At 46.7% G+C, this 23,283-nt stretch carries 15 protein-coding genes and 6 pseudogenes; 12 read left to right on the forward strand and 9 right to left on the reverse strand.

Annotated features, from left to right (window positions below; all coding sequences use genetic code 11):
- Positions 1 to 9 precede the first annotated feature (9 nt).
- Together AC0T7J_RS15035 and AC0T7J_RS15040 are read right to left on the reverse strand one after the other, a co-directional pair.
- Positions 10 to 990, reverse strand: a complete 981-nt coding sequence (locus tag AC0T7J_RS15035; protein WP_473795192.1) for an AAA family ATPase — start codon at positions 988 to 990, stop codon at positions 10 to 12.
- A gap of 25 nt (positions 991 to 1,015) precedes the next feature.
- Positions 1,016 to 3,865 carry an SNF2-related protein gene (locus AC0T7J_RS15040; protein WP_473795193.1) on the reverse strand — a complete coding sequence of 950 codons (2,850 nt, stop codon included), beginning with the start codon at positions 3,863 to 3,865 and terminating at the stop codon, positions 1,016 to 1,018.
- Positions 3,866 to 4,180: 315 nt separating this feature from the next.
- Here AC0T7J_RS15040 and AC0T7J_RS15045 point away from each other — a divergent pair.
- The 5 genes and pseudogenes from AC0T7J_RS15045 to symE all read left to right on the forward strand — a co-directional run bounded on the left by AC0T7J_RS15045 (position 4,181) and on the right by symE (position 9,990).
- Positions 4,181 to 7,714, forward strand: a pseudogene (locus tag AC0T7J_RS15045) (AAA domain-containing protein).
- Positions 7,715 to 8,145: 431 nt separating this feature from the next.
- Positions 8,146 to 8,459, forward strand: a pseudogene (locus AC0T7J_RS15050) (transposase); the annotation flags it as partial.
- Between the two features lie 62 nt (positions 8,460 to 8,521).
- Positions 8,522 to 8,831, forward strand: a pseudogene (locus tag AC0T7J_RS15055) (type II toxin-antitoxin system RelE/ParE family toxin).
- A pseudogene (locus tag AC0T7J_RS15060) lies at positions 8,815 to 9,138 on the forward strand (helix-turn-helix domain-containing protein). The pseudogenes AC0T7J_RS15055 and AC0T7J_RS15060 overlap by 17 nt, the downstream one beginning before the upstream one ends.
- A gap of 522 nt (positions 9,139 to 9,660) precedes the next feature.
- The gene (symE, locus tag AC0T7J_RS15065; protein ID WP_031593698.1) at positions 9,661 to 9,990 is read left to right on the forward strand and encodes an endoribonuclease SymE; all 330 of its coding nucleotides are present in this window, start codon (positions 9,661 to 9,663) and stop codon (positions 9,988 to 9,990) included.
- Between the two features lie 42 nt (positions 9,991 to 10,032).
- Here the strand turns inward: symE and AC0T7J_RS15070 are convergent.
- Positions 10,033 to 10,265, reverse strand: a pseudogene (locus AC0T7J_RS15070) (hypothetical protein); the annotation flags it as partial.
- Between the two features lie 456 nt (positions 10,266 to 10,721).
- On the opposite strand from AC0T7J_RS15070, the gene AC0T7J_RS15075 reads away from it, so the two are divergent.
- From AC0T7J_RS15075 to AC0T7J_RS15085, 3 genes and pseudogenes are all read left to right on the forward strand, one after another.
- Positions 10,722 to 11,249: a DUF2778 domain-containing protein gene (locus tag AC0T7J_RS15075; RefSeq protein ID WP_187484358.1), complete on the forward strand. Its 528-nt coding sequence runs from the start codon at positions 10,722 to 10,724 to the stop codon at positions 11,247 to 11,249.
- Between the two features lie 601 nt (positions 11,250 to 11,850).
- Positions 11,851 to 12,033: pseudogene (locus tag AC0T7J_RS15080) on the forward strand (DUF8093 domain-containing protein); the annotation flags it as partial.
- A gap of 591 nt (positions 12,034 to 12,624) precedes the next feature.
- Complete coding sequence (locus AC0T7J_RS15085) at positions 12,625 to 13,263, forward strand: acyl-homoserine-lactone synthase (protein WP_111534554.1); 639 nt, start codon at positions 12,625 to 12,627, stop codon at positions 13,261 to 13,263.
- Positions 13,264 to 13,277: 14 nt separating this feature from the next.
- Here the strand turns inward: AC0T7J_RS15085 and AC0T7J_RS15090 are convergent, their stop codons facing one another.
- Positions 13,278 to 13,970: a helix-turn-helix transcriptional regulator gene (locus tag AC0T7J_RS15090; protein ID WP_473795197.1), complete on the reverse strand. Its 693-nt coding sequence runs from the start codon at positions 13,968 to 13,970 to the stop codon at positions 13,278 to 13,280.
- An 882-nt stretch (positions 13,971 to 14,852) separates the two neighbouring features.
- Between AC0T7J_RS15090 and AC0T7J_RS15095 the strand changes: the two genes are divergently transcribed.
- Positions 14,853 to 15,134, forward strand: a complete 282-nt coding sequence (locus AC0T7J_RS15095) for a DUF3289 family protein (RefSeq protein ID WP_473795199.1) — start codon at positions 14,853 to 14,855, stop codon at positions 15,132 to 15,134.
- A gap of 236 nt (positions 15,135 to 15,370) precedes the next feature.
- On the opposite strand, the gene AC0T7J_RS15100 is transcribed toward AC0T7J_RS15095, so the two are convergent.
- Both AC0T7J_RS15100 and AC0T7J_RS15105 read right to left on the reverse strand, forming a co-directional pair.
- A complete protein-coding gene (locus AC0T7J_RS15100) occupies positions 15,371 to 15,847 on the reverse strand; it encodes a DUF943 family protein (RefSeq protein WP_191923757.1) in 477 nt (158 codons plus the stop codon).
- A complete protein-coding gene (locus AC0T7J_RS15105) occupies positions 15,834 to 16,682 on the reverse strand; it encodes a YPO3983 family protein (protein WP_473795201.1) in 849 nt (282 codons plus the stop codon). Before AC0T7J_RS15105 ends, AC0T7J_RS15100 begins: the two co-directional genes overlap by 14 nt.
- Positions 16,683 to 18,015: 1,333 nt before the next feature.
- On the opposite strand from AC0T7J_RS15105, the gene AC0T7J_RS15110 reads away from it, so the two are divergent.
- The 3 genes from AC0T7J_RS15110 (at position 18,016) to AC0T7J_RS15120 (ending at position 20,279) form a co-directional block, all read left to right on the forward strand.
- Positions 18,016 to 18,372, forward strand: a complete 357-nt coding sequence (locus AC0T7J_RS15110; RefSeq protein ID WP_473795203.1) for a putative T6SS immunity periplasmic lipoprotein — start codon at positions 18,016 to 18,018, stop codon at positions 18,370 to 18,372.
- A gap of 147 nt (positions 18,373 to 18,519) precedes the next feature.
- Entirely contained in the window at positions 18,520 to 19,338 is an 819-nt protein-coding gene (locus tag AC0T7J_RS15115) for a CDP-diacylglycerol diphosphatase (RefSeq protein ID WP_473795204.1), read from the forward strand.
- 356 nt (positions 19,339 to 19,694) lie between these two features.
- Positions 19,695 to 20,279: a DJ-1/PfpI family protein gene (locus tag AC0T7J_RS15120; RefSeq protein ID WP_031593688.1), complete on the forward strand. Its 585-nt coding sequence runs from the start codon at positions 19,695 to 19,697 to the stop codon at positions 20,277 to 20,279.
- 121 nt (positions 20,280 to 20,400) lie between these two features.
- Here AC0T7J_RS15120 and AC0T7J_RS15125 read toward each other — a convergent pair whose 3' ends face one another.
- The 3 genes from AC0T7J_RS15125 to AC0T7J_RS15135 form a co-directional block, all read right to left on the reverse strand.
- Positions 20,401 to 21,261 (reverse strand): ketose-bisphosphate aldolase, encoded by an 861-nt coding sequence (locus tag AC0T7J_RS15125; protein WP_473795207.1) that lies wholly within the window; start codon positions 21,259 to 21,261, stop codon positions 20,401 to 20,403.
- Between the two features lie 5 nt (positions 21,262 to 21,266).
- The gene (locus AC0T7J_RS15130; RefSeq protein ID WP_134162001.1) at positions 21,267 to 22,691 is read right to left on the reverse strand and encodes a PTS fructose transporter subunit IIC; all 1,425 of its coding nucleotides are present in this window, start codon (positions 22,689 to 22,691) and stop codon (positions 21,267 to 21,269) included.
- A 107-nt stretch (positions 22,692 to 22,798) separates the two neighbouring features.
- A complete protein-coding gene (locus tag AC0T7J_RS15135; RefSeq protein ID WP_022625347.1) occupies positions 22,799 to 23,272 on the reverse strand; it encodes a PTS sugar transporter subunit IIA in 474 nt (157 codons plus the stop codon).
- Between the last annotated feature and the right edge of the window lie 11 nt (positions 23,273 to 23,283).

A 23,283-nucleotide genomic window follows, 5' to 3' on the forward strand; every position in this document is an offset into this window, starting at 1 on the left:
GGCAGTCCCTTATCGGTGAGTTCTGGCGTTCTCTCGCTGCATCGCGTTTTTTAAATCTTTCAGCGTCAGGAATTCCTGATGACGCAGGATCATGTGTTTAGTGGCTCGGCGAACGATGCGTTCGATATCTGCACCACTTTTGCCATGAAGCAAGGATAACAACTCATTATCGTCCAGTTCAAACTGTCGGCGAATGCCGCGTAGCTTTAACGCCAGCAACTCGCGTAACTGCGTCTGATCTGGCAGAGGAAATTCAATCACTTCATCGAAACGACGCCAAATGGCGCCGTCCAAAATATGTTCATGGTTGGTGGCCGCCAGAATCAGACTTTTGCCCTGATAAGCATCCATCATTTGCAGTACAGCATTGACGACCCTGCGTAATTCGCCGTGTTCTCCGCTGTCGCCGCGTTCTTTACCTATTGCATCAAATTCATCGAACAAGACCACCAGCGGATGTTGGGCAATAAAATCAAAAATTTTACGCAGATTTGCGGCTGTTTCACCCAGAAATGAGGATACCAATACATCAAGGCGGACAATTGCCAGCGGCATGTCCAGCTCAAAGGCAATGACCTCCGCTGCCAGCGTTTTACCGCAGCCTGGTGGCCCGAAAAACATGATTTTACTGGCTGCTTTCATCCCATAGCTATGCAATACATCGCTACGCCGGTGCTCTTCAAGGAGCTCATCGATCACTGTAGCACTGGTAGCTGGAAGGATCATTTCATCGAGGCTGCGCTGCGGCTGCCGTAGATCCAACAGTGGCAGCCCCCTTTCTTTGTCTACCGGTGCCGGAGGCAACGTAGTTGAACGCGAAGCCTGAACAATGTGATCGCCATAAAGAATATGCTCCAGATCGTTAGCCAGAAGATGGTGCTGTTTCTGACGTTCCTCATCAATAATGGCTTCTGAAACGCGACGGAACGTAGCAGTGTCGCCCGTCGCGCCCGCTTTTATCAGCTGTCTTAATACTTTACCGTTAGCCATTATTGACTCCTGAAACAACAAAACTTCATGCGGAAGGTGAATTCAATGTCCAGCTCACCGCAAATAATTGACTGGACGTTATCTCTGTTGCCAGCTTTTGTTCAACCTCTTCCAGCAGGCGGTCTTCTTCCTGCTCAATTTTTTTCTTTTCATCATGATACTGCAACATGATGTTGTCCCGCTCGCGTTCTAGAGCCTTTAGCGAGCGTTTAGCTTCCATCTTCTCTTTCAGCGAAGGAAGTTGGCGGGCGGTTTTACGCGCTTCTTTAATTTCTGCATCTAGCTGTTTGATGCGTAGGTCCAGCGCGATGCGACGATCTTCTGACCAGCGTTCAAGTTTTTCTACTTCTTCATTGTAATAAAGTTCGTTATCACGTTCGACCTGCTGGATAAAAGAATTCCGTAAAACCTTACATTGTGCGGTTAAAGTGGGTAACAAAGGCTGTTCTTCGATTGATGTTACCTCTGACAACGGCAAGCGAAGCAGACGGGATGCGGTTTCTTCCGCCACTACCTCACCATTTTCCGTTACGGCAGCGACAAGTAGCTGCTCTCGTTGTTGTTCTTGATTTCCGATACTGACTTTTGCTAGTAACAACTGCCCTGATCGTTGGCAAAGCAATTTTACATCAGCCAATTGTCCCGCCTTGGGTTGGTAGATGAAATGGAGTTTCTGACAAACTGGCAATGCGGAAAGGTCTTTTCCCTCATGTAGGGCCACATCAATCAGTTGCTTTCCATATCCCTGATTAGGTCGGAAAAATTCTGCATCCTTTTCATCCGCAACAGGCCAGCTAACGTCATAACGCTTTCCCGAGGAACGAAAACCAGTTTCAGAGTGTTGGAAATCGCTATTGTCGCTTAGAAACATTTCCGCTAGCAGCAGCAGATTTTCCTGATAATCGTTTAACTGAGCGAGGGTCGTTGTGCGTCGCGTTTTTAGGTTTCGGACGACATCCACATCGAAATGTTCAAATAATGAACGCCGGGTTTCATTCTCCCGGTTTTCTAACTGATCTTTTAGTTCATCCTGAAGCTGATTAAACTCTCGTTCGATTTGCTCGTCGGAGCGGCAGTGCTGGTAAATCTCATGGATACGCCGTTCAATATCGACGCCCGATTCAATCGATCCGAGGATATCATCGGATGCGCCAAATACGCCTTCAAAAAGCTGGAACTTTTGGCTCAATAGTTCAAAGACACGCTGATCGGCCCGGTTGCCTTTATTAATGAAATTAACCACCACAACATCATGTTTTTGTCCGTAGCGGTGAACACGTCCAATACGTTGTTCCACGCGCTGCGGATTCCAAGGTAAATCATAATTAATTAACAGTGAACAGAACTGAAGGTTGATACCTTCTGCACCAGCCTCGGTGCATATCATCAGAGTGCCTTCGTCCCTAAATTTTTCGACCAGCGCCGCCTTCATGTCCGCCGTACGCGAACCGGAAACCCGGCCAGAGTTTTGATGCTTCTCTAACCAGTCTCTATAAATCTTTCTAGACGCTGCATCGCTGTTACTGCCGTTAAGCAACACTACTTTGCCTTCATACCCATTGTCTGATAGCAGTTGCGCTAGCCAGGTTTGGGTGCGCACGGACTCGGTAAAAATGACCGCTTTACGCAATCCACCCAGTTCTACTGTAAATTCGAAAGCTCGACTAAGAACGCTTAACAATGCCTCCGCCTTGGCGTTTTTAGTTATAGATGCCGCTAACGTTTTATAACTTTTTAACTGATCGATTTCTGCCTGTAGAGCCCGAGGATCGATGGTATCTTCATCCTCGATACCTTCTTCATCACTGTAATCATCATAATTTTCATAATCAGTCAGGGCATCTAAGACCGGCATTTTATTTTCTAGACGGTGAATCATCGTTTCTAGGGTTCCCTGTATCGCTGTGGACGATGAAGCCAGAATTTTACGAATGACTAATGTCACTAGATGACGAGCACCACTTTTGATTGCCAGCAGATCATCTTGCTGTAAGTAAGAGGAGACCTGTTTATAGAGTGCTTCTTCATCTTCAGTCGGACGAAAATCTTCGGTTATTGAATGACGGCGAGTGAAACTGATCCCACCTTCCTGCTGAACTTGTCGGCGAAGCGTGCGGTTACAGATCTTATTCAGACGTACCCTTAATAACGCCAATTCTGCATCGTCAATATTCTGCCGAGAATAACGGGCTTTAAAGGAGGCCAAATCGCCAAAGAAATGGGGGTCAATAACGGAAACCAGACCATAAAGCTCAAGGATACTGTTTTGAAGCGGCGTAGCAGAGAGCAGAATTTTTTTCCGGCCAGATAATGCACTACTGAGTTTTTTGGCCGTTTTAGCGGCATCGCTCTTATAGATATTTCGCAGTTTATGTGCTTCATCCATGACGACCAAATCCCATGGGATACGGGCCAATTCATGTTCTTTACGGGATGCGAATTCATACGAACAAATACATATCGCTGCCTCACCGATCGCGTTTTCAATGTCAAATGGATTAGCACATCCACCTTTGACCATTTGGTTGAAGCTTTTTGCTTCGATAATGTGTGAAGGTAGTGAAAATTTCTCTTCCAATTCCTGACTCCACTGCTTACGCAGTGTTGCCGGAGCAATAAGTAATAGTTTCCGGCGTCGTTCTGCCCACTTTTGCGCCAAAATCAAACTGGCCTCAATGGTTTTCCCCAGCCCCACTTCATCTGCCAAGATAACACCATTCGACAAAGGGGATGCCAGTGCAAACATCGCGGCTTCTACCTGATGGGGATTCATATCAACTCGAGCGCTGGCGATAGTCTGCGTCAGTGAGTCCTCGGCTTTGCCACTTATCGTTAACCAATGGGCCAGATAACTACGCTGTTGATCTGAATACATTTTTTATCCTTAATTTCGGCGTGCGAAGATGTGCTTATACGTTATCATTTTACTGCAGGGTACCAGGCGCTGTCTTCACATACCGATATATTCTGCGGATTTCTGGCAGGGATTTGATTAGTTCAATACCAAATTTCAGCCCAATTTAAATTGCTTTTTATGACCAGCTTCTGACTGATAAATGCTCGGGTGTAAATACAGGCTGACTCTGACTTTAATAATGCAATAGCTTTTCCTGCATAAACAAATTATTGCGATCACGCTCGCAACGTGGACAATAGTTAATCATGTAAAGAATTTGTATCAGCAAAATCAATAGCTTTACTTAAGTTACGGGGTAGCAATACTCAGGGATTCACTTCATACTGGCGTAACACTTTAGCTGATGCCGAGTCTGGAAAAGGGGCATTTGAGCGTAAAGATGAAGAGTCATTCACGCAGTGGATGAACGTTGATCGGGGAAGATTGGATGAAGAGATTGTTCGATCGTTCTTTGAGGGCGAAGACGCACAACTCAGGACTGTTAAAGTGCTTTTACGGCCCCATGTGTGGATCCGCCTGTTAGAGCATGGTAAAGAACGAGCAGCGGGAGCTCCTGCTTTTATTACACACCTGGTTACTTCTGCACTGTTAAACCGCGATGGTTTTTTATTCCCTACCTCTTCTGCCACCATACCGCGTGACCTGCTTGAGCCACTTCCCAACGGTACTTTCTCAATTGGTGAGATGGAGCAGTATGACAGGTACAAAACCACTCATGATTCATTTACTTTTGGTCCCGATAACGAGGATGAGCAACGTGAAGAAACTGATGAGCAACGCGAGGAACGCTATGCTCGTTATCATCAGCTGTGGCAAAAGTACCTTAAAGATACCGGCGAACTTTTAAAATATGTTGCTGGTAACTGGCTCGAATCACCTGAGCAGTATGAACCCGCTGGATATGGCTACGTTATTAAAGCCAGCCAGCCGGGTGGTGCCAGTATTCATATCTTGCCTATGTACGATCATTTGCTGTCGTGCAAAAAAGAGGTTCCTTTACTGGCGCGCTTTGCCTCAAAAGAGAAGTCTCCTGTTGAACCACTTCTTGCCCGCAATGCCATGTTCAGTGAACGTCTGGGCCATTCAGGCGACAATTTCCCACTGGCTGCCGCACAACGTGATGCTGTTAGCCATTATCTCACTCAGCAACCGGGCGATATCCTTGCCATAAACGGTCCTCCGGGAACAGGGAAAACGACCTTGGTTCTCTCAATTATTGCCACTGAGTGGGCGCGAGCTGCTTTAAATAAAAGCGAACCGCCTGTGGTGATTGCGACATCAACGAACAATCAGGCCGTCACCAATATTATCGAAGCCTTTGGTAAAGATTTTTCTGCCGGCTCCGGACCCATGGCCGGGCGCTGGCTACCTGATGTGAAAAGTTTTGGCGCTTACTTTCCGTCGTCAGGCCGAAGGGCTAAGGCAGCAAAAAAATATCAGACGGAAGATTTTTTTAAACGCGTTGAATCCCTTGAATATGCAGAAGATGCCCAGGTTTTCTTCCTTGAAAAGGCAAGAGCGGCTTTTCCGGCTGAAGAATGTCGCTCCCCTGAACACGCAATGAACCTTTTGCATAAGCGCTTAGCTGCACTTTTTGAAAAGCTTGAGCAAATCGAGCCCGCGTGGGGCAGGCTGAACGCAATACGTCAGGAACGGCGCTCCATAAGTGACGATCTCGAACAGTATTTGCACGATAAGAGAACATTACTGCTCAATAGTACAAAGGAACTCTCACTTTTAACGCAGGGCAAAAAACAGTGGCAGCAATATCGAGCTGGTGAGTCGATTATGTTCGCGCTCTTCTCGTGGCTTCCCGCTGTTCGTACTAAGCGCCAATATCAAATTAACCTGTTTTTAGAGTCTACGCTTGGCGCAAGAATGGCAGCATTTCAGGACTCTCTGCCTGATGGAGTTGATGCCTTTATCGATGGTCTGATTGGACATGCGCTCAAAGAGCAGTCTGCATACCAGCAGCAAATTAACCTTGCTGAAGAGATTTTGCGACGTGAAGGGAAGGCTGCCCTATGTTGGCGTGAAATTACCCATTCGCTGGGTTATACAGGCGAGCCGGAGCTGAGTCTGAACGAAGCTGATAAGCTCGCCGATACACAGCTTCGTTTCCCTGCGTTTCTGCTTGCGACGCATTACTGGGAAGGTCGGTGGCTGATGGATATGGCTGCCATCGATAATCTCCAAACTGAAAAAAAACGCAACGGTGCTAAAACTGTTAAGGCACGCTGGCAACGCAGGATGAAGCTCACACCTTGTGTCGTGATGACCTGCTTTATGCTGCCTCGTCATATGCTCATCAAGGAACATGCAGGCGGGAAAAAGTTTGATGATGGCTATTTATATAACTTTGTTGATTTACTGATCGTCGATGAAGCGGGTCAAGTGCTTCCTGAGGTCGCCGCAGCTTCTTTCGCTCTGGCGAAAAAAGCATTAGTGATTGGCGATACAGAACAGATTGCACCTATATGGAACAGCCTGCCAGCAATTGATATTGGCAACATGGTTGAGGAGAGCATCCTTCCGGGGGGCTCTAAGGAAGAACTCACTGAAGCTTATGCACTGGTGTGCGACTCAGGAAAAAGCGCTGCGTCTGGCAGTGTCATGAAAGTTGCACAGTTTAACTCGCGCTATCAGTACGATCCTGATTTAGCTCGGGGGATGTATCTTTACGAGCATCGTCGTTGTTTCGACAACATTATTGGTTACTGTAATACCCTCAGCTATCACGGTAAGTTGCAGCCAAAGCGAGGGGAAGAAAAAGAGACGATTTTCCCGGCAATGGGCTATTTGCATATTGATGGCAGAGGTATGAAGTCCAATGGTGGAAGTCGTTATAACGCTTTTGAAGCTGAAACCATTGCAGCGTGGCTTGTGGCTCACAAAGATGACATTGAGCGCCATTACGATAAACCGTTGCATAAATTAGTGGGCGTTGTTACGCCATTTTCAGCGCAGGTTAACGCTATAAAAGCGGCATTACGCAAGCTCGACATTAACTGTAGCGGCGGTGAGGATTCGCTTACGGTTGGTACAGTGCACTCGTTGCAGGGGGCAGAAAGGGCAATCGTACTCTTCTCTCCGGTCTATTCGAAACATGAAGATTGAGGGTTTATCGACAGCGATAACAGCATGCTGAACGTTGCGGTATCCCGTGCTAAAGACAGCTTCCTGGTATTTGGTGATATGGACCTCTTTGAGATCCAGCCGGGTTCTTCACCGAGGGGTTTACTGGCAAAATACCTGTTTGCCTCACCCGATAATGCATTGCAGTTTGAGCACAAAGAACGACAGGATCTTAGTACAGCACAAACGCATCTCTCTACCTTGCATGGTGTTGATCAGCACGATGCATTTCTGAACCAGACTCTTGACGCTAATGGTAAGAATATTACCATCGTTTCCCCTTGGCTAACCTGGCAAAAGCTGGAAGAAACCGGTTTTCTGGCATCGATGCGCCAGGCACGCGCTCGTGGTATCGACATTACTGTAGTAACGGACAAAGGTTTTAATACCGAAGATTCAGATTATGAAAAGCGCAAAGCAAAACAGCGGCGCCTTAATGATGCAGTAGAAAAACTCAATGAGATGGGCATTGTGACGAAGCTAGTCAATCGTGTTCACAGCAAAATTGTGATGGGTGACGAAAGTTTATTGTGCATAGGGTCGTTCAACTGGTTTAGTGCCGCAAGGGATGAAAAATATCAACGATACGATACGTCGATGGTATATCGTGGAGAAAGCTTGAGAGGTGAAATCAAGACGATATATTCCAGTCTGGATCAACGCCAGCTGTAATTTTTGATTCTAATTTTGGAGTATTTAAGCAGACGATCATCTGACAACATCAATAAAGATGTTGTCAGGGTTTTATACGGCTAATGTTGATTAGCTGTATAAATAAAGAACTTTTGCCTGAGTTAGAAGAGCAGGCGATGACAATAGATTATTAATCAACAGTAAACAGGTCATTATTCGGAGTTACCTCTCTCTATCATGTTGAGGTAACGTTGGAGGGATATAGGCCTGTTTATATTGCTGTCAGCATCTGCTCACGATCATCAGGCTGTGTCAGCAGTTCGATCTCATTTCCTTTGGGCCATACAGTCACCCCGTTAAAATTCAATGCCTGACGTATTCCTGATGCTGCCGCCTGATTGACCTGCTCCCCGTTGATTAATACACCGCGATGTTAGTAATGTCTTCATCAGTCACATGAGGACATCCTCATGAAGACGCGTTTTTCCGACGAACAGATCATCAGTATTCTCCGCGAAGCCGAAGCCGGGGTTTCGGCCCGGGAACTCTGCCGCAAGCATGCTATTTCAGACGCTACCTTCTATACCTGGCGCAAGAAGCTCGGCGGCATGGAAGTCACTGAGGTAAAGCGGCTTAAGTCACCTGAAGAGGAGAACGCCCGACTCAGGAAACTGCTCGCTGAAGCCATGCTGGATAAGGAGGCGCTTCAGGTGGCTCTGGGCCGAAAGTTCTGAAGACAGACCAGAGGCGGGAAGCCGCCGCTTTGGTTACCGGCGGATCTGGCAGTTATTGCGCCGGGAGGGCTTCAAAACTAAATAGTTCAGCAAGGCAGCGAATTCTCACGCCATTAAAGATAGTGAGTTATGTCGGACTATAGAGGCATTAGTGCAGGGGAAGGCTGACGATCCTGGTGGTGGTGTTTACAAGAAGCGCCTGAACCAGAATCGCGATCGCGTCATTATCCTGGCGAAAGGTGGGGAGCACTGGTTTTACACGTTCCTTTTATGCCAAACAGGATATGGCAAATATTGATAATCGCGAGCTGGCCGGATTTCGCGAGTTAGTAAAGCACTATGCTGCTCTTCGCGATGAAAAGATCACGGCACTGATTAAGAGTAAAGAACTGGTGGAGATTTGCCATGACTGCAAAAAGTAAATTTAAGAGTCCTGCATTTGAGGCCATCCACAGCGCGGCTTCTGGATTATTAACCGTCGATGCTATCCCGCAGGAAACGATGCGCAACTTTGATAAAGCGTGCCTCAACAATGTGGATGAGCTGCAACCCATCGAGATTAAGGCGTTGCGTGAGTAGATGAACGTCAGCCAGCCCGTTTTTGCCAGCTATCTGAACACCAGTGTGTCAACGATGCAGAAATGGGAAAGTGGGGTAAAGCGTCCAGGTGGATTATCGCTGAAATTGCTTACCGTAGTGCAGAAGCATGGGTTGAAGGTATTGGTTTGAGTGAGTTGTACTGGCTGCAGCATTAAATGGAAATCTGACTGAATCACGGCGCAGAAAGAACAATTTTAACCTCGATAATTGGGAGGGATCGGCTTTAAGCCATACACTGAAAAATTGAGGCCGGGAAAATTCTTAAATGTATTGAAACACCATCTCATGAGCAACGATATGAGATTGTAAGGATTAGTGCAGTAACCTGGGAAGAATACAAAGAGGAAGAAAGTTAAACTCTCCCTGATGATTCTCTATTTATTGAGTCAGGAAGAATAGCTGTTGGTGATTTTCTGATATCCGGGACTAATGTTATTGATGTTTTTTCCTGGTGCGCTTCTTATTATTTCCTGCCAGATAAAACTTACGCTTTATATTAAAATGATTTTATAACTTACTTATTTCACACTGTTTTTAGCTGGACTTTTCTTCTCTTTCCTGATGATATATACAGGTATTTAGCGCGGCACGGATGTGCGCCAACACACCCGCGCCGCTAATCACAATCACTATTTAGAAGGAATAGTAATCATGACTGACGCCCATTCTATTGCACAACTCTCTGAACCAGAAGTCTCTCCTGCAGATAACCGGCAATTAACCGTTAGCTATGCAAGCCGCTATCCGGATTACAGCCGAATACCCGCCATCACCATGAAAGGACAATGGCTGGAAGCAGCCGGTTTTGCCACTGGCACAGCAGTAGATGTAAAGGTAATGGAAGGTTGTATTGTTCTCACCGCCCGGCAGGAGAGCGAACTGATGCAGTCTCTGCGCCAGGTATGCAAGTTGTCGGCGCGGAAACAAAAGCAGGTTCAGGAGTTTATTCAGGTCATTGCCGGTAAACAGAAAGTTGTCTGAATGAAAAGCCGCTCCCGACATCGCATCGGGAGCGGTTAAATGTCAGTACGCGATCACTTCCACAAATACATCAGTTGCCTGACTTTCTTCGCTGTTGACCACATTTTCCTCCTTGCAGACCAGCGCCTTATTACCTGACCGCAAAGAAAGGTTATCGCTGAACTTAAAGCTATACCGCTGTGATACAAAGTTAATGCACAGTATCCCATTCCCTGATCGAAGCGAATATTCCATACCTGACCATCTTTAGCGGTCATCGCCAGCTTACGATGATATTAAATATTACGTAACGAACAGAATGCCATCACTTAGACTGGTTTTGACCTGCTCACCATTAATTAACATATTGCAATGTTAGTGCTGTCTTCATCGGCAATTTGAAGACGTGCGTATAAAAATGGCTTTCCAAATCAGCATCCTTCGTGAGGCCAGAGCCGATTTTTTTGCCCCGAAACTCTCCGTAAGCATACTATTCACAAAGCTACTTTCTAAACCTGGTGCAGGAAATCTGGCGGTAGAATTATAAAGAGTGTTATCTACATCCAGCACTGAGTTATCAAAGTCTATCAGAGTTTTCAGCACGTTGGCGAAATAGAAACACAGTAAATATTAGATATATCACTAACTCATGATTGTGTTGAATATTAGACGCAGATCATTTTCATTTTATGATGAGGCATTATGATAAATCACACTCATCTATAAAATGATCAAAGTAGAAGGAGCCAGACATGGCATTAAAAGGAATTTTCACTGTCAATGATGCAGATTACTCACCTTTACTCATGTATGGGATAGGGACGTTTATGGCGTACTCTGGTAACAGGGAATATCGCAATCGTGCAGGATGCATTGCAGTTCCAGACAACGGGCCAATACCTGATGGTTTATATCACATCGTTAAGCGCCCAACCGGTGGCTGGAAAGGTATAATCCGAACTGACTTGCATGATTTCTACTCATGGCCTACTTCAACGCCAGTTATCAAGTATGAATGGTTTGCTTTGTATCGTGATGATGGAAGGATAGATGACCATATGTGGGTTAATAATGTAGATCGAGGGAATTTCAGACTACATCCTCGCGGGCCTCTTGGTGTATCTTTAGGTTGTATCACTTTGCAACACAGAACTGATTTCATCGCTATTCGGCAAGCATTACTCTCTACTTCACAAGTGAAATTACGTAATGGACTAATGTCTTTTGGCACAATTGAGGTGGTTTTAAATGGAAGCAAAACGTGTCCCAGCGGGGTTTAGAATCCTTATCGCAGTATCTTTGTTTGTAATGACGTTCCTTCTGGTAAGACCGTCAGATCCATCGACACAAGGAGAGCAGCAGTTTTGGACAGAGTTAGCAAAGCTATTTAATCAACGCGATATTGAGGGTTTCGTGGGGATTGCGCTATTAGTGATCTGTACAATGGTAACACTCATTGGTTATCAGATTATAGTCAGAGCGATTGAGAAGCAACTTAACACTAAGCAATAATTTTATAAGATGTGAATTAATTCTGCAGAAGTTAAAAAATTGCTTATAAATTGAATGATCTAAATTCGCTCACATTGCGTATTAAATTATTATGATATGTACGGCTAAATCTTAGGTTTTTTGCCCAAAAATACGTGCATGCGAAATTGATTGAGTTGCATTGTAACCTGCTCACTGTTTTCTGGTGTACCTCCACCGGGACATCGGGTTTTCGTTGCGTGATTGTTTAATTCACTATCCTGCAGTCCAATTATCCCCCTGGGAATGAAAGAGACAACACAGGGATGTTTATACGGCATTGAGCCTGCCAGAAAACCGTCTTATTTGCCTGTCGAGGGATAATCCGGAACGCTTTCCAGACACGCAGAGCGGTCAAAGGAACAACTAAAAGCCATGATAGAGTGTGGTGATGTGGTATGCCTGAATGATGTGTGTGTTCTGTCCGACGGGCTGTTTTACATTGACGACAATGGTAAGTTAATTTGCGGCAATGAAAATGCCTTCAGATTCGGTGGAGCGAAAACACTATCGGTGCGTTTAATCATGCAGTGAGTAAGCGCGATCATCGACGCTCTGACGGAAAAACTGCGCCAACTTCATTAAGGCAGCTCAGCGTGGGAGGCGGGAGACAGCCAGTAACCTATGGAACGCTTAACATCAAAAACGTCGGCCGGTTACTCGCTGCTGGCGGTATCTGTAACGATAATAGTGAGGGGTTTCGTATAACGGCTGAACAGTTTGGTGGCGATGTCTTCAGCAACTGATTAGTGTCAGGCGGGGAAACCCCCGGTTAACCTGTGTCACAGATTAGATAATAGTTGCTTTAGTCAATTCAACAGGAAAGCTTGCCCCTTAAAATTATAAAGGGCAATAATTAAACTATAGTTAATTGATGTTTTTCGTATTTTAATATAATTATCGTTTGAGCGCTTATTGCACTCTGTACCCGGCACCTGAAATATCAGATAATCGCGGGTGGGTTTTCCCTGGTGTTGACTTGGTCTTTGACCTCCTGACCGCTAAGCATGGTGAGTGCCCGGTGGTCAGGTACTTTTTTAAGTATAGGGTCTGCGCAGGTGTAATAAAAGCTGTCTTAAAAGACAGGGGTAATGGTTCCCATGTGTGATTATCAGGAATGAATGAATGAATTCTGCTATTGAGTTTTTTTTGCGTGATTACGATGAATTTCCGCCAGAATTAGCAACCGAACTCTACCGGCTCAGAAGAAAAACATTTCGTGAGAGGCTCGACTGGAAAGTCGAATGCATTGACGGCATGGAAAAGGATCAATTTGACAACGAAAATACGACTTACCTGCTGGGCATGCATAACGGGAAGTTGCTATGTGGTGCACGGTTTATAGATTCAACGCAGCCGACGATGATGAGCGAAATTTTTCATGAATATTTCGAGGGTATAAGTGGTCTCCCCACAGATATCCCCTGTTGTGAGATTAGCCGGCTGTTTTTAGATAAAGAAAGACGTGACTCTGCAGGCCTTCATGGCTTGCCCGCCAGTAAAGTGTTATTCCTTGCAATGATTTTTTATTGCATGAAGAGAAACTATCGGGGGATGTACGCTGTGGCAAGTCGCGGCATGTATGCAATATTTCGCCATGCAAACTGGAAAACAGAAGTTATTCAGAAAGGCCTTTCTGAAAAAGGGGAAGTTATCTACTACATTTTCATGCCTGCCAGCATGAGCATCGTGGAAGATATTATCACCAGGGACAAAGCCAGTGGCTGGCTTCGTGAGATGTCCCGGCATTTACGCCATCTTTAACCCGTAACGCTGGCTCAGTTGTCCAGCAGCCGGAGCTCCGTTCCAAGTTTTACCGCATGTGTGGCGTTATTCACTCCGAGCTTTTTCATGACGTTGCCCATATGAAATTTTACGGTGCGCTCCGCAATAGATAAAATGACCGCAACTTCGGCGTATGTTTTCCCGGCGCCGACCCACTTAAGTATTTGTCGCTCACGCGGTGACAAAAAAACGTTTTTTTTCTGATGGTGTTGACTGTATAAGTTAAGCGTTTTCTGATGCAATTTAATAAGAAAGCTAACTATTTCCGAACGATTTTTTTCCATGTCAATACCAGAATCTTTCTGACTGATAATGGATAGCAAAGCCAGGTTGTTCAGGTAGTCATGCAGAGGGAATGTCTGCCCCTGTAAAATATTATATTGAAAACTTTCATTGAAAATTCGCGTGAGATTGTAGCCGCCTGACAGAATGACATTGTTTTCCCAAAAAAAATCTTCAATACAACGTAAACTCTGAATAATGACAGGATCAATAAACTGATACTTTCTTTCAAGGTATATATCGAACCACTCAGGGTTGTTATTAATAATACGCATCTGTGAAGGGTCTTTCTTGTTCATAATGGCGTAGGCATAGATAACACCCTTGTAATCCTCAAAGAATGCATTCAGTTCATTCTGGATTAACAAATTGATTCTTGTATCGTTGTAGTATGTATCCTTCACGTCAGTATCTACCTCCGGGATGAGTGGATAAACCAGTATAATCCGCTTCGTTAGCTGTTGCTAATCGTATTTTAATCCAGCTAACAGACAGTGCAAATGACATCTGCCAGCAATATCCTGGATATTTTTGCTTTACAAAACGGATGGAAAGACCAGCTTACAAGACTACAGATGGATTATCGGGATTCACAAAAATCTGCGGGGACAGCAGAAAAATTCGAATAATGATTCGCGATTTTAAGTTATTGCGGACTGGAGTGAACCGACAGCAGCATTTTTCATAACAAACTCATGCTGGCAGGAGTAATTAAACAGGCACCGAGTCAGTATCTGACTGCTGACGATTTTTAAATCCTGATGCTCATGCTCCCCTTCGGCTCCCCGGCGTTACCGGGTCGTCAGTTCTGCTGCGCTAACCCCTGTGGGTTTTGGACATAGGGCCTGATGGCAAACGTTCAGGTCAACCCTGCAGCCGGCTTAACGCCTGCGCTTTCACTGGCCATATAGGTGATGACAAGCGAGTGTTAATCAGCAGGAGTCACATTAAGTCGTGTAAGCATGCCAGTAATCTGATTACGCTCATGATCAGCAGCGCTATAAGCACTTCATTTATGCTGGTTTCTCAAAGTGCAGATGCGCGGATCGACAACATTGAGATTCAGACATAGGTAACCGATGCTAAAGGTATTGCACAGGATCTTCAGGGGAACCCGAAAGATACCATTTGACGATGAACGAAGAGCGTAAAGCGTCCACTATGAATTTGTCCGTCATCTTTAAAGAATCAGGGGCGGGATTACTGCGTTATTTACACTCCAGCCAGTCTTCGAGTATTACTTTCTGTGAAGAATTCAACGGACGAGATTACAAAGAATGTATCTGATGATCGCACTACAGTTTCCCTGCGGCGTATTTAAAAAGCAAAAATGGATGGACGATTACAGCGCTAAAGATATGCACTGTGGGGATCTTTCAGCGTCACAGCTAAAAGAATATTTTCATTTGCTGGATGTCTCCACCAGGGGCAACCCTTACACCCTGACGAAAATTACTCCATTCCTTCAGCCACATTCAATGTTTCATGGCACCCGTGGAGAAGGGGAAAAGATAACCCGCCAGCAATGCATCAATATCCTTTTTGATGAATTCCGACACCTGTTCTGACCTTTTTCAACTTACGGGCCCCACAAGAATTTAATAAAAAAATGATTACCCATACGCAGTTCTGCAATGGCAAAGCCTTTCGTGATGTGTCGCTGGATAGTGCCTTTCCGATTTTTTAGTATTTGGTTGTTTCCCCAGAGATAGAATCAGCTCGGTTTTCGGCCCTTCATAACGAACTCGCTACTTCCGCATGGCTGGTTCAAGTCAGACGAGGACAGAGGGTTTCATTTCTGTGGTCACTTTATTTCGGACTTATCCTTAAACTTAATTATATCACCATTGTTTTTTAGCTGATATTTACCATTATATACGGTGAAAATAGTACCTAAATTAGAGCTATTACTGACGGAAAAAACCGCATCCTTTTCGATGCAGTTTAACGGTGGGTTCATGTCATCAAAACAGAGCCTGTCGTAGCCATCTGTTTCTTTGTAACCCTCCCCGAATAACCAGAACATAACAGTAAAACTTCCATCGCTATCTGTTTTTGGAATGTTGTACCTGGCTTTTAATATCTCTTTGTTTGTTAGCCACCAGTTTATTTTACCTTTGTCGGTAAAAGGAAAGCTTTTAACTAATACAGAGTTGGCGCTACTATGCTCATGAACAGCGACGATTTCTACCGGTTGAACAGACAGCCAGATAAAATAACCGAGCAGTGCACAGCCCGCGAGAGATAGCGTAAAGAGCTTTTTTTTATTATTTACTTTCATTACGTTCCCCGGTAATTTCGATAGTGGCATCAATATTAGTCATAAATGGCTTAAATCCAAGCTGATTGTATCGCTGGAGCACAAACCAAATACGGAAAAAACGAAACTGGTTGAACATGAATGTGGAAATATCTTTATTGTCTAACCCAAAGTGGTCTTGTACTTTGTAATAAGCGATAGCACGATAGCGATTATTATCAACCTGTAGTGATTTTATTGTAATTTGATTAGCCCATGTATCGTGAACGGTGATCCCCATACCGTTAAAGTTATCCTTAAATCTGTCAAACTTTGGAAGCTTTCCAAAAGATATGGCTTCTGTTAATTTATCCTTCTTGCTGGCTGGATAGCATTTATTTTCCCAATCTATATTTTCAGTCATAGCGTCTTTAAGACGTAGGAATGTACTGTTTTCATTAGAGCTATCTTGAAGGATATGCTTTTTCAAAGCGCTGTTCAGCGCCATATCACTGAACGTTCTGCCATTAGCGTACTGCATATGGGTGATCATCTTTTCAATCAGATACTTGTAGGGGCCGTAAAGAGAGAACAGGCGCGATAGCTGGCGGAACTCATCAAAAAGAGTTACGGCGCACTGCTGATGGGTAATTTTCTCACCTTCTTCTCGGGAGCCATAAAACATAGACTGTGGCTGAGTGAACGGAGTGATTTTCGTCAACGTGTAAGGATTGGTTTTGGTGGAAACATCAACCAGATGATAATGCGCTTTCAATTGTGTTTCGTTCAGATCCCCACATTGCATATCACTGGCGCTGTAGTCGTCCATCCATTTTTGGGTTTTGAATATCGTACAGGGAAATTGTAGTGCAACCATCGTAGTACATTCCTTGTGCTATCGTCCGTTGTGGTATTCACAGGGAATAATACGCTGTGACAGGCGGCGGTGCAAATTTTGCACAGGACATTTTGTATGTATCCCGCATAATCGTGCCATTCACATTTAGAGATCCTCTGGCACAATCAATCTGCCAACGTAAGGAGATCGCTATGTGTAAAACTCGTTTTACTGAGCGTAAGATTATCGCTGTGATTTAGTCAGTTGAATCCAGACGGACTGTTGAAAATGTATTCCGGGAGGCCTTTATCTCTGATGACACTTACTATAATCTGGATCGGCGCCAGCTATAATTTTTGATTCTCATTTTGGAAGATTTAATCAGAGGATCATCTGAAAATACCAATAAAATGCTATTGTCAGGATTTTATATGGCTAATCTTAATTAGCCGTATAAATAACTTTTGTCTGGGTTAGAAGGGCAGGCGATAACAATAGATTATTAATCAACAGGAAACAGCTCATTATTCGAAGATGCCTCTCTTTGAAAAATTGAGATGACGTTGGAGGGATACAGGCCTGTTTATATTGCTGTCAGCATCTGCTCACGATCATCAGGCTGCGCCAGCGGTTCGGTCTCATTTCATTTGGATCATATTGTCACCCTGTTAAAAACCAATGGCTGACGTATTCCTGATGCTGCTGCCTGATGGCTGTGTGAGTTGTCTTACTACCAGCGTGCAATAAGGCACCTTTGTCGAAAATCTGTTAGTTGCGCTTTTTATGCTCCCTGGATAACCCGAGATAAACCATACAAGGAGTGTTGTTTATGAGTGCACAGGCAGAGAGGAACATTACGCCGGATAACGTTAGGCGAGATTACAATGGCTCGAAGAATATTCGGTGATTCGATAGTCTATAGCCGTGTCTGGATTCATTACGACAGCTATTTACCATTCGGATTAAAGAAACAGAACTACGCGATGACCCCCAACGGGGAGCTATGGTACAGAAAGCCAATGTACTAAGAAAACTTTTCCGCACACTCTGTTTTCATAGAAGATAAATATGTTTTCATCCATGAGTTGGGCCACGTGTGGCAACATCAACACGGGTAATGGGTGAGAATGCGGGGCGCATTTATCTGGGCTGCTGAATACACTTACAGACTGGATAAAGACAAGCTAACTGATTACTCTCCTGAACAGCAAGTCTCTATTTTAGCTGATTATTGGTTACTACTGGTTTATGGGATGAGTAAGTGGTCTTTCTATCAGAGGCCAGGTCGCATGGGGATGTATAGGGGCAATGATATGTTGCAGGATGTCCCCTCGCTTTATCATAAAAGCGTAACAGGGAAGGGGCGTTAATCATGAGAAACAAGATGATGCTGGGTGTCGTATTTCTCTTAACGGGATGCCCTGGGCCTGGCGACCGAATGGTGGAGCGCGAATCTACAACGGCATTTATCAAAGACAAGCAAGTTTGTGTGGTGTCGCCACTGGAGCCACAAGAAAGGATTACTGCCATTCAAATCAACAGCGATAAAAGCAACTCTCTTCACAAGGTTTTTGATGACAAACCTGTTTATATTCCAAAAGGTGAGTGCCTTCCTGTGTTTGGATTTAAGTTCACAACTGGAGAGCGTTACTATTTCGCCTGTGATGTTCAATCTGATAAATCAGCGTCGCATTTAGTCACGGCTGATTTTTCTTATTCCAAAGAATAAGGAGGCAGAACATTCACTCAGTTGCCCTAACCACCCTGCAACACCAGCGCTATACTAACCAACCCGAAGCTGGTTACCACTGGCTCCGTGCTAAACTGGATAAACGCTCCCCCAATATGAACCCTTGTTGATGAGGTTGTACCTGCATTGAGTCGCCTGACCGGACGCCATCCGCTGAACGGGAAATTGTTGTCGCAATGCCGTTCTCTGTCGCTGGTCATCGCGATGCTACTGGTGGGATGCGCCCGCTCTGACGCGCTGTGGACGGTCACACATGACCTCTGCATGAACAACTATCACTACCGTCGCGATCCGGCTCCCTGCCAGCAAATCTATCTGCCGCAGGACAACACGCAGGGCTACAGCATCATCCAGAATCCTCGCCACAGGTTGCACTTTATTCTGGTGCCCACGGTGGCAATGTCCGGCATTGAGAGCATTGCGCTGACGCGCCCCGGACGTCCCGATTATTTCGGCTACGCCTGGTTAATGCGCTATCGTCTGATGGCGGCCTATGGCGATAAAGTGCCTGAGGATCGGCTCGGCATGGCGCTGAATTCCGCTTATGGCCGCAGCCAGAATCAACTGCATATTCATCTGACCTGCCTGCGGGAAGATGTCTATCGCCAGCTTCAGGCCGAGCGCCCCTATATTAATAATGACTGGCGACCCTTGCCCGACCGTTTGATGAACCACACCTACTATGCCCGTCGCGTTATGCAGCCGACGGCGATGGGGATCTATCCTGTCTCCTCCGTGGCGCGCCATTTCCGGCTGTCGCCGCCGCAGCTGGCGGAGTCTGGTGTGGCGCTCATCCCGACGACGTTTTCGGGAGAAAAAGGGTTTATCCTGCTAACCACCCGGCGCGGCTGGGATAAGGGCAATCGGGCTTCCGTTGAGTCGCTACTGGATAAACGCTGCGATATTCTTTCAGCGCCGCCAGCTGATGTTTCAGTCGGGAAGTAACTCAACCTTATCACCCTTAATCCTCCTCCGACCCAGCCACTCTGCTGTAATCAAACGCTCTGCCAGCCAGAACCCGGCTGACGAGGACGATCGCCCGTGCAGAAAAACCAGCACATGGCTTATGCCGTAATGAAAGGCCAGCAGCCCGGCGACCCCGTTCTGCAAAGGTGGATGCGATCACCCGTGTGCTGCATGAGAACAGCGCTCCCGCTTTCGCTCAATCCATCTATTAGGATCCTGTCACGCACACATTATAAATCGCCTCTCTTAAACAGAGTCATCGACAGCGGTAAACTTCTGGTAGAATCACAATAAATGAAACAGTGTTTCATTTATTTAAAATCATCGGAGGAAATATGTCCAAAAATGCAGCATTACTCCTGGCCACAGGATTTGAAGAAGCAGAAGCGTTTATTACTCTCGATATTCTCAGCCGACTAGGCATCACAGTCACTACCGTTGCCTGTCAGCCTCAGCGTGAGATCGTCAGTTATCACGGCGCCGTCATTAAAACAGATACGCTGATTGAAGAATTACAGGACTCACATTTATTCGATGCGCTGATCATGCCTGGCGGGCCTGAGGGTTCTAAGAACCTGGCCGCCAGTCCTGCTGTGGCTGCCTTAATCCAGAGACATGATGAAGCGGGAATGTTGATTGCGCCAATCTGCTCTGCCGCCGCCCGGGTGCTGGGGGGGAATAACCTGCTGAAAGGCCGTCGCTACACCTGCTCAGGCGAGCTGGGGCTTGAGGTAACAGATGGCGAATACGTGATGGAGGATGTAGTGGAGGATGGCAATCTGCTCAGTGGTCGGGGCCTGGGTGTCGCCTTCGATTTTGCATTAACGCTTGCTCTGCGCCTGACCGGGAATAAGGGTGCGGTCGATTTCCAGGCTGAACATATCTATTACCGTCCGTGGCTGAACAGGTCGCCTCGCTAAACGCCCCTGAATTTCAGTCAGAAACAGAGCGCTGATTGTTGTGATGCCAGCAAAAAGAGACACCGAATCCTCAGTGTCTCTTTGAATCGCCGCCGGGTTCCACTAACGACTGGTAACTGGCTTACCGATACAACGCCGCTTTCCCCATCGAACTAAACAGCGCCATCTTCGCCGCGACCACTTCACCTGCCGCCTGCATCGGTTTAACAAAGAGGGAATTAGGCTCGTGACCCCCAAGCTTCAGTTCCTGCTCCAGCGCGACAAAGAACGCCTTCTTCATATCACTGGAGATATTGATTTTACCGACGCCATAACGAATTGATTCCGCGACCTCACTGTCTTTGTTGCCCGAACCGCCATGCAGCACCAGCGGGATATTAACCACCTTACGGATCTGCTGCAGGCGCTCGATATCCAGCTTCGGCTGCTTCCCTTTGGGATAAAGGCCATGCGAGGTGCCGATCGCGACTGCCAGCGTGTCGGTGCCGGTCTCGCGCACAAAGGTCTCGGCCTGCTGCGGATCGGTGTAGAGAATCTCGTTACTGCCGCCTTCGCCGCTGCCTTCTGCCACGCCAATGGTGCCCAGCTCCGCTTCAACAGAGACATTAATCGTGTGCGCTATCTCGACAATCTTCTTCGTCAGCGCAATGTTCTGCTCAAAAGGGTGAGACGAGGCGTCAATCATCACTGAAGTAAAACCGGCGTAGATCGCTTTCATCACCTCTTCCAGCGAGCGGCCATGGTCCAGATGGATCACTACCGGCACGCGTGCCTGAATTGCCAGCGTCCGCAGATAGCCAATAAATTCCGGGCCGGTGAAGGCCATCTCTTCAGGATGAATCTCCAGAATCAGCGGTGAATCCAGTCGCTCGGCAGTCTCAACCGCCACACGGCCAAACTCCGCGCTGGCGATGTTGAACGCGCCAACGCCAAACTGATGCTGTCGGGCAACGCTGAGCAGGTCTTTCATGTTGTAAAGCATAGGTTTTATCCTTGTTTTGCAGGAACGGAGATATCTTTTTTCAGGAACAACAGGATCAGCGCCGTCAGCAGACTGCCTGCGGCAATCGCAAACAGATAACCCATGACATTGCTGATCACGTTAGGAATGAAGATGACGAAAATGCCGCCGTGCGGAGCGCGGGAAGCGCAGCCCAGCATCATTGACAGGGCGCCCGCTAATCCGGAACCCGCGACGATGGCCGGGATGACGCGCAGCGGATCGGCGACCGCGTAAGGGATCGCGCCTTCGGTAATGAATGACAGACCGAGGATGTAGGTGACCTTGCCGGTCTCGCGCTCCTGCTCGGTAAATTTGCGGCGGAAAAGGGTGGTTGCCAGCGCGATGCCCAGTGGTGGCACCATGCCCGCCGCCATACAGGCGGCAATCGGTCCGTAAACCCCGCTCGACATCAGGCCAATCGCAAACATACAGACGGTTTTATTCAGCGGGCCGCCCATATCAAAGGCCACCATCATGCCGAACAGCAGGCCGAGGATGGCCGCGTTGGTGTTACCCAGCGAACTGAGGAAGTCGGTCAGCCAGCCGAGCAGCATTTTGATCGGCTCACCAATCAGCAGCGCCATCAGTGCGCCGGTCAGCAGCACGCTCAGCAGCGGCACGATTAAAATAGGTTTTAACCCGGCGACCGCTTTGGGCAGATGGATATGGTTATTGATCAGCAGCGTGATGTACCCGGCCAGGAAGCCGGCAATCAGCGCGCCAAGAAAGCCGGAGCCGGTGTGGATCGCCATCATCCCGCCCACGGCGCCCGCCACGATGCCCGCTTTGCCGCTGACAGACTGGCTGATCCCCAGCGCAAGAATCGGCAGCATCAGGGCAAAGGCGGAACCGCCACCGATGTCAGAGAGCATCTTCGCTATCGGGCTGAAGTTCGCGTCCCCTGGTGTGGCCGCCGTAATCCCGAATGAAAAACTCAGTGCGATCAGAATGCCGCCCGCCACCACAAACGGGATCATCAGGTTCACACCGGTGATCAGGTGCACATAAATCTCTGAAATCCAGGAACGGGAACCCGACGCCTCACGGGCACTGTTAGCCGGCTCAGATGCACTGGTCTGCGGCGCAGCGTCTGCCAGCCTGGGAGCCAGCTCGCCGTTAACAATGGCATTTAACAGGCCTTCTGCGTCCTTCGCGGCACGGGTAACGGGCACCTCAATCACGTTTTTATGCTGGAAGCGCGCCATCTCAACTTTTTTATCTGCGGCGATTAACACCACATCTGCCTGATGAATATCGTCGTCGCTGAAAATATATTCGCTTTCAATCGCGCCCTGGGTTTCAACTAATACATTCAGGCCCAGTTTTTTAGCCGCTTTTTTTAAATTACTTTCGGCAAGGTAGGTGTGGGCGACACCTGTAGGACAGGCGGTAATGGCAATAATGTTCATAAATGTTCTCCAGTGAAAATTTTATATTTATGTTTTTCGGTCTGAAGGGATGGCTACAAGCTGGAATACCTCCTTTGTTTTTTAATTCATGCTGTTCTCCGGTTTATTCAGGCTCCCGATCGGGATAACAGTAAATGAAACATCTCTTCGCGATGCGGGACATTAAGCAATTGCTCGACGACATCTTCATCGCCTAACGCAATGGATATTTTGGCGAGCATTTTTATATGGCCTACATCTTTATCGGACTCTTTTACCGCGAACAGAATAACCAAGCGTACTTTGGTGCCGTCGATGGTCTCCCATGGAATATCCTGGCGTAAACGACCGACAGCAATGCGGGTCTTGGCGACGGCGGCAGATTTACCGTGCGGAATGGCAATATGATTTTCAAATCCGGTGGAGCCTAATTCCTCACGCAGATAAACATCCTTTAGAAAAGCGGCTTTATCGGTGACGGCACCGGTCTGGCAGAGCAGATCGGTCAGCTGAGAAATAATCTGCTCTTTGGTCTGGCAATCGACATCGAGAATAATGCACTCTTCTTTTAATACTTCGTTAATAGCCACGGCTGTCGTCATTTTGCTTCTCC

The sequence above is a fragment of the Pantoea sp. E956-1 genome (assembly GCF_982223955.1).

Coding starts and splice junctions, on each gene's coding strand:
- AC0T7J_RS15035 (WP_473795192.1), bottom strand. CDS start 990: ATGGCTAACGGTAAAGTATTAAGACAGCTGATAAAAGCGGGCGCGACG.
- AC0T7J_RS15130 (WP_134162001.1), bottom strand. CDS start 22,691: ATGAACATTATTGCCATTACCGCCTGTCCTACAGGTGTCGCCCACACC.
- AC0T7J_RS15105 (WP_473795201.1), bottom strand. CDS start 16,682: ATGGTTGCACTACAATTTCCCTGTACGATATTCAAAACCCAAAAATGG.
- AC0T7J_RS15040 (WP_473795193.1), bottom strand. CDS start 3,865: ATGTATTCAGATCAACAGCGTAGTTATCTGGCCCATTGGTTAACGATA.
- AC0T7J_RS15110 (WP_473795203.1), top strand. CDS start 18,016: ATGAGAAACAAGATGATGCTGGGTGTCGTATTTCTCTTAACGGGATGC.
- AC0T7J_RS15085 (WP_111534554.1), top strand. CDS start 12,625: ATGAATTCTGCTATTGAGTTTTTTTTGCGTGATTACGATGAATTTCCG.
- AC0T7J_RS15100 (WP_191923757.1), bottom strand. CDS start 15,847: ATGAAAGTAAATAATAAAAAAAAGCTCTTTACGCTATCTCTCGCGGGC.
- AC0T7J_RS15095 (WP_473795199.1), top strand. CDS start 14,853: ATGATCGCACTACAGTTTCCCTGCGGCGTATTTAAAAAGCAAAAATGG.
- AC0T7J_RS15075 (WP_187484358.1), top strand. CDS start 10,722: ATGGCATTAAAAGGAATTTTCACTGTCAATGATGCAGATTACTCACCT.
- symE (WP_031593698.1), top strand. CDS start 9,661: ATGACTGACGCCCATTCTATTGCACAACTCTCTGAACCAGAAGTCTCT.
- AC0T7J_RS15125 (WP_473795207.1), bottom strand. CDS start 21,261: ATGCTTTACAACATGAAAGACCTGCTCAGCGTTGCCCGACAGCATCAG.
- AC0T7J_RS15135 (WP_022625347.1), bottom strand. CDS start 23,272: ATGACGACAGCCGTGGCTATTAACGAAGTATTAAAAGAAGAGTGCATT.
- AC0T7J_RS15120 (WP_031593688.1), top strand. CDS start 19,695: ATGTCCAAAAATGCAGCATTACTCCTGGCCACAGGATTTGAAGAAGCA.